General features: G+C 62.7%; 8 protein-coding genes. 6 read left to right on the top strand and 2 right to left on the bottom strand.

Annotated elements, in window-relative coordinates; all coding sequences use genetic code 11:
• Nucleotides 1-296: 296 nt before the first annotated feature.
• The 3 genes from VOI29_RS17095 to VOI29_RS17085 all read left to right on the top strand — a co-directional run bounded on the left by VOI29_RS17095 (nt 297) and on the right by VOI29_RS17085 (nt 3990).
• Nucleotides 297-1388, top strand: a complete 1092-nt coding sequence (locus VOI29_RS17095; protein ID WP_323781309.1) for a LysM peptidoglycan-binding domain-containing protein — start codon at nt 297-299, stop codon at nt 1386-1388.
• A gap of 97 nt (nt 1389-1485) precedes the next feature.
• On the top strand, nt 1486-3315 hold the full coding sequence (locus VOI29_RS17090; RefSeq protein WP_323781307.1) for an ABC transporter ATP-binding protein/permease: 1830 nt from the start codon (nt 1486-1488) through the stop codon (nt 3313-3315).
• 306 nt (nt 3316-3621) lie between these two features.
• Entirely contained in the window at nt 3622-3990 is a 369-nt protein-coding gene (locus tag VOI29_RS17085; protein WP_323781303.1) for a hypothetical protein, read from the top strand.
• Between the two features lie 58 nt (nt 3991-4048).
• On the opposite strand, the gene VOI29_RS17080 is transcribed toward VOI29_RS17085, so the two are convergent.
• The gene (locus tag VOI29_RS17080) at nt 4049-7879 is read right to left on the bottom strand and encodes an efflux RND transporter permease subunit (RefSeq protein WP_323781300.1); all 3831 of its coding nucleotides are present in this window, start codon (nt 7877-7879) and stop codon (nt 4049-4051) included.
• On the bottom strand, nt 7876-8991 hold the full coding sequence (locus tag VOI29_RS17075; RefSeq protein WP_323781297.1) for an efflux RND transporter periplasmic adaptor subunit: 1116 nt from the start codon (nt 8989-8991) through the stop codon (nt 7876-7878). The genes VOI29_RS17080 and VOI29_RS17075 overlap by 4 nt, the downstream gene beginning before the upstream one ends.
• A 316-nt stretch (nt 8992-9307) precedes the next feature.
• Between VOI29_RS17075 and VOI29_RS17070 the strand changes: the two genes are divergently transcribed.
• The 3 genes from VOI29_RS17070 to VOI29_RS17060 all read left to right on the top strand — a co-directional run.
• The gene (locus VOI29_RS17070) at nt 9308-9979 is read left to right on the top strand and encodes a hypothetical protein (RefSeq protein WP_323781294.1); all 672 of its coding nucleotides are present in this window, start codon (nt 9308-9310) and stop codon (nt 9977-9979) included.
• 53 nt (nt 9980-10032) lie between these two features.
• On the top strand, nt 10033-11355 hold the full coding sequence (locus VOI29_RS17065) for a PQQ-like beta-propeller repeat protein (protein WP_323781292.1): 1323 nt from the start codon (nt 10033-10035) through the stop codon (nt 11353-11355).
• A 72-nt stretch (nt 11356-11427) separates the two neighbouring features.
• On the top strand, nt 11428-12087 hold a 660-nt coding region (locus VOI29_RS17060; protein ID WP_323781289.1), incomplete at its 3' end, for a GTPase.

The raw sequence follows: 12087 nt of genomic DNA, 5'->3' as shown, positions 1-12087 counted from the left end.
CGGACCAACAGACGGGCAGCCAGGCGGCAAATGGGGGGGGCGCATTCAAAGGGGATGGCGGCGAATCCGGCCAGCCGCTGCAGAACCAGACCCGAACCAAAGCCGAGAGAGCGGAATCTGAACCTGCAGCCGCTGTTTCCGACACCGGCGGGGCTGAGGCTGAATCTGCTGAAACAGTGGCTTCAGAAGGCCAGGTTCCAGATGAAGATCTGCAAGTAAATATCGGAATTAAAATAGAAAATGAAATTTCTACGGGTCAAGCGCCCGAAACAGCGGCGCGGCCGGAACGGATTGCTTTGGCAGACGCAGTTGATGAGGCGCCAACGTCCACGGTAGATACCTTTGTTCTGGCCCCCCCCGAACTGGATCTGGTGCGGATAGACAATGAAGGCGCCACAGTGATTGCCGGACGCGCGCAGGCAGGGGTGCGTATATCGGTATTGCTGGACGGCGAAGTGTTGGAACAACTGGAAGTACCGACGGGCGGTGAATTTGTTTCTTTGACCACGATTGCGCCAAGCACCGATGCACGGGTGGTGTCGCTTCTGGCCGAACATAACGGCCGGAAGAAAGTCTCGGGGGCGTCTTTTATCCTGGCGCCGGTCAGTCAGGCAGCAGTGCTCAAATCTGCAGAGGTTGCCGTGGCGGAACAATCTGCAATCGAAACAGCATCAGCGGCTCTGGATCCAGCCGCTGACTCGGTTACAGGAATGGCGGACCCAAGCAATGGTGATGACAGCACCGGTCAGACGGCGGGCACCTTCGCAGCAGGGGCTCCGGCAGCGTCAACGGACCCGGCAACTGCCGGCGAACCGGAAACACCGCAGGGGCAGGCTATGGCCGTTCTGCGGGCAGATGCGGAGGGGATTGAGGTTGTGCAGCCCGCAAGTCCCGCCGATCCGGAGCTGAATGACGAAGTGGCATTGGATTCAATCAGCTACAATGGCAGCGGCGGGGTCGAGCTGTCAGGCCGGGCGCAGCCGCAGTCGCAGGTGCGGGTCTATGTTGACAACCGGCCTGTGGCAGAGCTGGACGCCGCGGCAGACGGGCGCTGGAGCGGCCGGCTGGAAGATGTGGCACCTGGCATTTATACCCTGCGCCTGGATGAGATCGAAGCGGGAACCGGAGCTGTGGTCAGCCGTCTGGAAACCCCGTTCAAACGCGAACCTCCCGGGACGCTGCTGCAGCCTGCGGAGGAGGCAACGCCGGATCAGCCGGTGCCATTGGTACGGGCAGTAACGGTGCAGAAGGGCGATACGCTCTGGGCAATCTCCCGACAGAAATACGGCAGCGGCTTTTTGTACCTCCGGGTCTTTGAGGCCAATCGCGGTGCGATCCGCGATCCGGACCTGATTTATCCGGGGCAAGTCTTTACTGTACCGGAGTAACAGCAAAGAACCCCGCCCCTGGGGTGCGTTTTTCCTGTTTGCCCCTCGCAAAACCGTGAACAGGTGAATATCTGAGGGGGTCAAGCCAGGAACCACCATGACCCAGACAGACCAGGCCGCCGTGCCGCCGCCAGCCCTCACCGCCGAAGACGAACGCCGGTCCGGCCTGCGCACACTGCGCAAGGTGGGACCGTATTTGTGGCCCAAGGATAACCGTGCAGTGAAGGTCCGGGTGGTGCTGGCGCTGGCGGTGCTGGTTCTGGCCAAGCTGATCGCGGTCTATACGCCGATGCTGTATAAAGACGCAGTCGACAGTCTCGCGGGGGAGGGGGTGCCGCCGCTGGCCCTGGGCGCCGTCGGTCTGACGGTGGCCTATGGCATGTCGCGCGTCCTGACCACTGGGTTTCAGCAGTTGCGCGATGCAATCTTTGCCCCGGTCGGGCAGCGTGCCCTGCGCCGTTTGGCGCTGGAGACCTTCGCCCATATCCACCGGTTGTCGATGCGCTATCACATCACCCGTAAGACCGGGGGGCTCAGCCGGATCATCGAGCGCGGCGTGAAGGGTGTCGAGTTCCTGCTGCGTTTCATGCTGTTCTCCATCGGGCCGCTGATCCTGGAGCAGACCCTGGTTGCGGTGATTCTGACGGTTCTTTTCGACGCCTGGTATCTGGCAGTCGTGGCCGGAACCATCACCCTTTATGTCTGGTTCACGTTTGCGGTGACCGAATGGCGGGTGAAGCTGCGCCGCGAGATGAACAAGCAGGACACCGACGCCAACCAGAAAGCCATCGACAGCCTGCTAAACTACGAGACGGTCAAGTATTTCGTCGCCGAGGAGCGCGAGGCGGCACGCTATGACGGAGCGATGCGGGGATATGCACAGGCGGCCCTGAAAACAGCCTTTTCGCTGGCTGCACTGAATTTCGGCCAGAGTATGATTATCACCGCGGGCCTTATCGGTGTTATGGTGATGGCCGCGATCGGCGTGGAGCGGGGCGCATTGACGGTCGGCGATTTCGTCATGGTCAACGCCTATATGATCCAGATCACGGTGCCGTTGAACTTCCTTGGCACCGTCTACCGCGAAATCCGCCAGAGCCTGGTGGACATGGGCGAGATGTTTGATCTTTTGGAGCAGCCCGCCGATGTGAGCGACCGCCCGGGCGCTGCTGAGCTGCGGGTCAATGGCGGCCGGATCACGCTGGAGGATGTGCGGTTTTCGTATGAGTCAGGGCGGGAGATCCTGAAAGGCGTCTCGTTGGAAGCGGAACCTGGCCAGACGGTGGCGATCGTGGGTTCCACCGGGTCGGGAAAATCCACCATCGGACGGTTGTTGTTCCGCTTTTATGACGTCACTGGCGGCGCGTTGAAGATCGACGGTCAGGACGTGCGCGACGTGACCCAGAAAAGCCTGCACCACGCGATCGGCGTGGTGCCGCAGGACACTGTGCTGTTTAACGACACGATCCGCTACAACATTGCCTATGGACGCGACGGGGCCACCCAGTCTGATGTGGAGCAAGCGGCGCGCGACGCGCAGATCCATGACTTCATCGCGGCGCTGCCGGAGGGCTATGACACGCAGGTCGGCGAGCGTGGTTTGAAATTGTCCGGCGGCGAGAAGCAGCGGGTTGGCATTGCCCGCACATTGCTGAAAAATCCGCCGGTGCTGCTGCTGGACGAGGCGACCTCGGCTCTGGACACCGATACTGAGCAGGAAATCAAGGAGGCGTTGGCTCGGGCCGGGCAGGGACGCACAGTGATCACCATCGCGCACCGTCTGTCTACCATTGCCGAAGCCAACCGGATCGTGGTGCTGGAGCAGGGGGAAATTGCCGAGACAGGCACCCACGACGAATTGCTGGCACGGGACGGGCGGTATGCGCGGCTGTGGCAGCGTCAGCAGGCGGATCAGGACGTGGCGTAAGCCTCGTGCGGCGGCTTTCGGACCGGCCGGGAAAGTTCCCAGAGACTTGCGTTATTGCCGCACCGGCGACAGCGGCGGCAAAAACCTGCGGCTTGCGCGGCTGCGGCTAAGCGGAGAAAGGCACAGGTTTCGGGCCAGGGCGGCAAGGCGCTCAGACCGGGGCGGGATTTCGGTGGCCCCGCGCCGAAAATTTCCCGGGCCGTCCCGGCCTCTGGCGATGGCTGCGCGCTGTGCCTACCTCTATCCGTGGCTCACCGAGACACCGTGGGTTTAGAAAAACGCAATAGAATGAATGGAGTATCTCACATGAAGTCCTTCGCATTGACTGCTGCCGCCCTGACTGCCCTTGCCGCTGCCCCGGTGGCCGCACTGGACCTCGCCACCGGGGTCACCGTTGGCATCGGCGCCGAGGCCGACGTGGACGGCAACGGCTCCTTCTCGCTGGAAGAGTTGCAGGCCGAATATCCGGAACTGAACGCGGAAACCTTTGCCGCCATCGATGCCGATGCCGACGGCGAGGTTGACCAGGATGAAATGAAGGCCGCCGTGGACGCCGGCGTGCTGGCAAAAGCGGGCTGGGCATCACCGCGGTCAGACCTGTTCCCAGCAGGCCGGCTCGCTTCCTCTCTGGTTGGAGCCTTGTGCAAAAGCTGCCGTTCCCTGCAGACAGGCTGACGTTGCAATGCAAAGAGCTGGCCCCGGAGGTGCGGGGCCAGCTTTCACCATTCTTCCGCTATTCCGCGGCGCGCAGGCGGCCCTGCGGGGCGGGCGGTTGCGGTTCGTCCTCTTCACCTTGGTCGCCGGCCTTTTCAGACGCCGAATCCTCTACCCACTGAATTTCCGTCGTCGGCAGCTGCCGCGCTTTTTTGAACAGACGCGAGTCCTGCGCGATGCGGCTGGAGCGGCCGCGGGTAATCCGCGACAGCGCCCGGCCCAGGGCGCGCATATAAGTGGCGAACCACACCCGGATTGCCAGCAGCGAGGGGGTGACAACCAAGGTTAGCACGGTGGCGATGCCCAAGCCGAAGACCACTGCCGTGGCCAGCTGTTTCCACCACAGCGCGGTGGGGCTGTCGATGGAATAGCCGCCGTTGATGAAGTCCAGGCTGACGCCGAACATCATCGGGGTCAGGCCCGCCATCGTGGTGATGGTGGTCAGCAGTACCGGGCGGATGCGCGCCTCCGCGGTGCGGATGATCGCTTCGATCCGCGGCATCTGCTGGCTGAACTCCTGGTAGGTGTCGATCAGCACGATGTTGTTGTTCACCACAATCCCTGCCAGCGCCACGATGCCGGTGCCGGTCATGATGATCGAAAACGGCTGCTGCATTACCATCATGCCGATCAGCACCCCGGTGGTGGATAGCACTACCGCCAGCAGCACCAGCGCGGAATTGTAGAAGCTGTTGAACTGGGCCAGCAGGATCACGAACATCAGCGCCAGCGCGCCGGCAAAGGCCTTGGACAGGAAGGCGCCGGATTCCTCCTGCTCCTCCTGGTCGCCGGTCCATTCCCAGCTGATGCCGCGCGGCAGCGGATCGGTTTCCAGCCATTCGGTGATGACGGCGATCCGCTCGTTCGGGTTGACCGGGCTGATCCTGGCACCATCCTCCAGCGCAGCCTTCAGCGCCTCAAGGCTTTCAGCACCCGTCAGCTGCACCAGCTGCAGGGTTTTGCCATTTGGTGCGACGATGGTTTCTCCGGTTGCCGCGGTGCCTTGGGGCACGTCCTTCAGCAGCGCCAGCCCGGTCAATTCGCCGGTCTCCGGATCTTCGGTCACAGCCTTGCTCAGGCCCGCTTCCACGTCGGCTTTCACATCATAGAACCGCTGCTGGCCGATGCGGTTGATCTGGGCCAGTTTCGGGACCGGCTGGCGGGTGATGAAGTTGGACAGCGGCACCAACCCGTCGGCAGTGCGGACCTTGAGGTTATCGAGCGTCGACAGTACCCGGTCCTGTTCCGGCAGGCGAACGCGGATGTCGATCTCCTCGTCCGAGCTGTCGACCCGCATGGTGTCCAGCAGGATGCCTCGGGTGACCAGCTGAACCATCGCGCCCACGGTGGCTACATCGGCGCCGTAGCGGCCGGCCTTTTCGACATCGACGTCGATCTGCCAGTCGATGCCTGGCAGCGGCAGGCTGTCTTCGATCAGGGTCAGGCCTGGGGTGGCCTCAAAATGCGCGCGTGCGGCTAGGGTGGCGGCTGTCAGTTCTTCCCAGCCGTCGCCGCGCAGGCGCAGGTGAACCGGTTTGCCGGAGGCCGGACCTTGCGCAAGGGCGCGGACCTCAACCTCAAAACCGGGCAGCCTGGCCATTTCGGCGTTCAGCTCGTCCAGGACCGTGTTGCCGTCGTATTCCTCGGCGATGAGTTCCTTTTCAACGCCCAGGTATTTGCTCAGCACCTCCCCGAACCAGCCATCCAGCGGTTCGTTGTCGGTGGGGCGGTCTTCCCAAGGGATGATCTCGAACTGGACCTGGCCGATGGTGTCGGGGGGCAGTTGCGCACCGGAGCTGTCGGTGTTCAACCCGCCGTCGCCGGCAAAGGAAAAGACGTTGATCACTGCGTGGTGCCGCAGGATGATGTCTTCAGCGGCGCGGACCATTGCGTCCTTTTCCTGCAACGAGATGTTGCCGCGGGCGCGGACGTAAGCGGAGGCCTGTTCAGGTTCCGAATCCACGAAGAATTCAACGCCAAGGTTGTTTTCACCAAAGGTTTTGAACACCATCATGATGGAGAACGCGACCGCGATGATGGTCACCACCGGCATCACCGGGTTGCCTGCGATGAACTTGATCACATGGCCAAAGGGCGTGTGATGGTAGCCGGCGGCGACCTCTTTCTGCTCACGCTCGATCTTGACCGCGCTAAGGGTGATGGAGGCGGCAAAAGAGGCAAGCGTGAAGACCAGCCCGCCAAACAGCGCGCCGCCCAGTCCATCGGCCCCGCTGCCCAGCAGGTAAGACGGGTTCAGCATCTGCATGGCGCCTGCAAACATGCCCCACATGGCAACAGGCACCAAAGCGGCGCGCAGCCACCAGGGCGCGACCATGCGCAGCGCGCGGGAGGCGCCCTCGAATGTGCGGCTGATACGGCCGGTGACTCCGCCCATGACAGGCAGGTAGATCAGCGCCACCACCAGCGAGGCGGACAGCACAAAGATCATTGTGACTGGCAGCATTCCCATGAATTCGCCAGGCACACCGGGCCAGAACAGCAAGGGCAAAAAGGCGCAGAGCGTGGTCGCGGTGGAGGAGACCACCGGCCAGAACATCCGCTGTGCTGCCTCGACATAGGCGTGCATCGGGCCGGTGCCTTCCTGGATGCGTTTGTCAGCATATTCTACGATCACAATGGCACCATCCACCAGCATGCCCACGGCAAGGATCAGTCCGAACATCACCATGTTGGAAATGGTGACGCCCATCAGCGCCAGAAATGCAAAGCACAGCAGGAACGACGTCGGGATGGCAAAGCCGACCAACAGCGCAGCGCGGCTGCCAAGCGCGGACAGAACGACGATCATCACCAGCGCCACGGCGGTCAGAACCGAGCCTTCCAGCTGGCTGACCATCGAGCCGACAACGCGGCTTTGATCGTTGGAAGTGCCGACGTTAACCGCGGCCTGCAGTTCCGGCGGCCATTTGGATTTGGAGGATTCCAGCGTCTCTTTCACCAGGTTGACGGTGTCGATAACGTTGTAGCCTTTGCGCTTGACCACCTGCAGCGCCACTGTGTCTCCGCCGTTGAATCGGGCGGTGCCGATCCGGTCTTCAAAGGTGAAATTGATCTGCGCCAGTTCCCCAAGGGTAACCACACGGTCACCGTTGGTTTTGACCGGCAGTTGATAGATATCCTTCACCTCGTCAAAGGAGGAGGGGATCTTGACCGCAAAGGTGCCCTGCGCAGTCTCCACTTCACCTGCCGCAATCAGCTGGTTGTTGTTCTGCACAACATTGATCAACTCAAGTGCTGTGACATTATAGGCTTCCAGCCGCAGCGGGTCGATCAGCACCTCGACCATTTCGTCGCGGTTGCCGGCGATCCCGGCCTCCAGAACCGCGTCCAGCGCTTCAAGGTCGTCCTGCAAGTCTTTGGCAATGCGGGCCATCGTGCGTTCCGGAGATCGGCCGGTCAGGTTGACGATGGCGATCGGGAACTCGGAAAAGTTGATTTCGGTGATCGAGTATTTCTCGGCGCCGTCGGGGAATTCCGCCTCGGCCTTGTCCATGGCGTCGCGCACGTCGGCCATGATCGCGGTCTTGTCCCAGCCGTACTCGAACTCCAGCGCCACCCCGGCATAGCCCGCGGCGGCGGTTGAGGTCATCTTGTCGAGCCCATCGAGATCGGCCAGCTCGGTCTCCATCACCTTGACCATCAGGGTTTCGGCGTCCTCGGCCGAAATGCCGGGGAAGGGGACCGAGATGAACAGGGCGGGGATTTCGATGTCCGGCTCACCCTCCTTGGGCAGCATCGAATAGGCGACGCCGCCGACAAGCAGCGAGATCGCGATGAAGGCGAGGACCATCCGCGCGCGGCCGGCGGCCCAATCGACGATGCCAATCACTGTTCAGTCTCCCGGTAGGTGGCCGCCACCACGACTCCTTCGGTCACAAAGTCCTGCCCCACCACGATCACATTTGCGGTTTCGGGCAGGCCGCCGAGCCAGACTCCGTCGGCCTCATCCCGCAGGAGCTGCACCGGGTAGAATACCACAGTGCTATCAGAACCGACAACGCGCACCCCCAGCTTGCCTTCGTTATTCAGCGTTAGCGCCGATTGCGGCAGCTTGTGCGCGAGCCGGCCGGCCGAAGAAATCGCTATATCGGCGGTCTGGCCGTCACGGATGCTCAGATCCGGGTTGGGAACGGTGATTTCCACCTCAAAAGTGCGGGTGTTCGGATCGGCGGAACGGCTGACAAAGGTGACCTCACCCTGCACATGTTGTCCGGTCGCCAGTTCGGCCCCGGCCGTGGCGCCCTGGGTCACCTTGTTCACCTCGGCCTCGGGCACGTAGCCAACCAGCTTGATGGTGTCGAGCTGTATCACTGTGCCGCACAGGCTGCCGGGCTGCAGCAGGCTTCCCAGTTCGGCGGTGTCGCTTTCCAGCAGGCCGTCGAAAGGTGCAGTAATGGTTAGGTGGCCGAGTTCTTGTTCTGCTGTCGCCACTGCGGCCAAGGCCGTCCGCTCCGCAGCCTCCGAGGAGGCCAGCCGGGTTTCCGAGGCGTAACCGCCTTGCGACAGTTTCGCCGAGGCGGTCAGATTGATCCTGGCTTCCTTTAACTGGGCCTGCGCCTGAATCAGCATGGCCTGGCGGATGCCAGGGTCGAGTTCGCACAGCAAGTCGCCCTTCTTCACATGGGCTCCTTTGCGCAAGGGTTCGGAAATCACGGTTGAGGTGATCTCGGCCCGAACGTCGACCTGGCGGATCGCCTGCGTCTGTCCACGCAGGATGACCGCACTGTCAATGGTGCGCGCCTTGCTTCGCAGGGCCACTACGCCGACTCGCATGTCCGAGGCCTCGGCAAGCTGCTGGCCTTCAACTGGTTCCGGCCCGGTCTGGCCGGCCCCTGGCGCGACCTCGCCGCGGGCAAAGGCAATCAGATTATCACGCTGAATTATCACCAAATAGAGGCCAGCTGTCACAACCACAGCAGTCAGCATCGGAATGATACGCATGTCGGGCCTTCCTTGTTTCCTGTCGGGTCGGGTCATAGGTGCAAAATGCCCATGACCGGAATATGGCAGGGCCTGCTCACAAATGGCAGGACCTGCTCTCTATGGGAGCCACGCGTATGTGATAAGCCTGATACAAGAGTTGTCCATTCTAAACTAAGCCGTTTAGTTCACATTTCTTTCCTTTCTGGGGTAAAAGCCGGGGTTTCTGGTGCAAACGGGCCACTTGGCTTGGCCTTTGAGCCGGGTTAAGAGGGGCGCAACGCATTTATTACCGGTTCGGGCGGATTGCCTGGGCCGCGCACATCAGGGGCTTTTCATGAGCGATACCGACAGCTTTATCGATGAGGTGACCGAAGAGGTCCGCCGTGACCGGCTATTCCTGATGCTGAAACGCTACGGCTGGATCGGCGGCGCTGTGGTGGCGCTGATCGTCGGCGGTGCCGCGTACCGCGAGTACAGCAAGGCACAGGACCAGGCCGCGGCAGAAGCCCTGGGGGATGCGATCAGCGCCGCGCTGGAAATTGACGGCAGCGGCAACCAATCCGAAGCACTGGCTGCGGTTTCCGCCAAAAGCGCTGGCGGCGCAGCCATTCTGAAAATGCTGGAAGCGGGTGCGCTGGCGGACTCGGGCAAGCTTGCGGAGGCGGTCGCCCGGCTGGAGACTGTGGCGGTCAATGGCGAGCTGCCGCTGATCTACCGCCATATTGCCAGCTTCAAGGCACTGGCTTTGCAGGCCGGAACCCTGAGCTCTGACGACCGGCGCCTGCAATATGAGGCGCTGGCCCAGCCGGGCGCGCCGCTGGCATTGCTGGCGTCCGAACAGCTGGCGCTGCTGGATATTGAAGCGGGTAATACCCCGGCCGCAATCGGCCGGCTCCGGGAGATTGCAGCGGATGCTTCTGTGAGCGCAGACTTGAAAGAACGTGCAACTCAGTTGATTGTGGCGCTTGGCGGCTCCATGGAGGATGCCTCTGCGCCTGAGGGGTGAGGCGCTCCGCAGATGGGAACTTGCGGAACACGAACGGCAGACAGGGCAGGGTAATGACAAAAAGCAGAACATTCTCCCGGGCACGGGCTTTTTTGTGCGGCACCGCGGCGGTGGCAATTCTGGCCGCCTGTGCGGAGGAAGAGATTATCCTGCGCGGAGAACGCGAGGACATCCGTCCGGAGGCCGCAGTTGAGGTGGTCAACCAATCCCGCGCGATTTCGCTGCCCAAACAAGTGGTAAATGCAAGCTGGGCCCAGGGCCATGGCGCCGAGGCCGGACGCACAGCACATCCTGCACTGGCAGCGGCGCCGCAGCGGATCTGGTCCGCTTCCATCGGAAGCGGCGACGGGCGCCGCCAGCGTATCACCGCAACGCCGGTGGTCGGCGGCGGGCGCATTTACGCGCTGGACAGCGCAGCACAGGTTTCGGCGGTGTCGCCGCAGGGGCAGGTCTTGTGGCGCAGCACGCTGATCCCGGCAGCAGATGACGAGGGTCAGGCCACCGGTGGCGGTCTGGCCTATGATGATGGCGTTCTTTACGTCTCCTCCGGCTATGGCGTGCTGACAGCATTGGATGCTGCCGATGGCAGTCTGATCTGGCGTCAGGAACTGGACGCCACCGGCTCGGGCCAGCCGCGGGTCAGCGGCGGCCTGGTCTATCTGGTGGCAGGGGATGACACCGGCTGGGCTGTCAGGACCAAGGACGGCCGCATCGCCTGGCAGATCGAAGCTTCGCCCTCGGCGTCGAATATCCTGGGGGCGCCTGCACCTGTGGTGACCAATGATCTGGCGGTCTTTGCTTTTGGTTCCGGGGATCTGATCGCCACTTTCCGCCGCGGCGGCCTGCGCCGCTGGAGCGCATCGGTCTCCGGCCAGCGCACCGGCCTGACCCTGTCGCGGATCAGCGATGTGACCGGCGCACCGGTGGTCTCGGGAAAGCGGCTGTATGCCGGCAACCACTCGGGGCGCACCGTCGCGATCGATCTCGACACCGGCGACCGGCTGTGGACCGCGCGCGAAGGCGCCGCTGGCACAGCCTGGCCTGCAGGCGGCAGCCTGTTCCAGGTCAGCGACCTCAACCAGCTGCTGCGCCTGGATGCGGGCAGCGGCGAGGTGATCTGGGCGGTTGATCTTCCGGGGTTTCTGAAAGACAGGCCAGGCAAGCGCGGCCGGATCCATGTGCATTACGGGCCGGTGCTGGCAGGCGGGCAGATTGTAGTCGCCTCCAATGACGGGCTTCTGCGCTTTTTCAACCCGCAGGATGGCAGCCTCATCCGCACCGCCGAGGTGCCGGGCGGCGCCACCACCGCACCGGTTGTTGCAGGGCGCACGCTCTACGTGGTTTCCTCCAATGGTGAATTGCTGGCATACCGCTGAGCAGTGTTTCCGGGTGGCGGATGCCGCCCGGATGCGTTATGAGCCGCGTCTGAATCGCAGAAAGCTGGTCTGATGTCCTTTACCCTCGCCATCGTGGGCCGCCCCAATGTGGGCAAGTCCACCCTGTTCAACCGCCTTGTGGGCAAAAAACTGGCCTTGGTCGACGACCAGCCGGGCGTGACGCGCGATTTGCGCGAAGGCGAGGCGCGTTTGGGCGATTTGCGGTTCACGGTGATTGATACCGCAGGTCTGGAAGATGCCACCGACAACTCGCTGGAGGGCCGCATGCGGCGGCTGACCGAGCGGGCGGTGGATATGGCCGATATCTGCATGTTCATGATTGACGCGCGCACCGGCGTGACGCCGACCGATGAATTGTTTGCCGACATTCTGCGCCGCAAATCCGCCCATGTGATCCTGGTCGCCAACAAGGCCGAAGGCAACGCCGCCGAAGCCGGCGTGCTGGAGGCCTACAGCCTTGGTCTGGGCGAGCCCCTGCGCTTGTCCGGCGAGCACGGCGAAGGAATGCCGGATCTCTACTCGGTCCTGATGCCGCTGGCGGAGAAGTTTGAAACCGAGGCAGTGGATCATTCGCCGGTCACCGATGTGGTGCTGGACGAAGAGATCGGCGAAGATGAGGTAGAGAGCATCCCCGAGCCGACCGATGCCAAGCCGCTGCAGGTCGCTGTGGTGGGCCGTCCCAACGCGGGCAAGTCGACGCTGATCAACAAG

This window comes from Leisingera sp. (assembly GCF_034669605.1).
In the GTDB taxonomy this organism is placed as follows: Bacteria; Pseudomonadota; Alphaproteobacteria; order Rhodobacterales; family Rhodobacteraceae; genus Leisingera.
The sequence above is the reverse complement of the archived record's forward strand: the minus strand, read 5'-3'. Positions and strand labels throughout refer to the sequence as shown.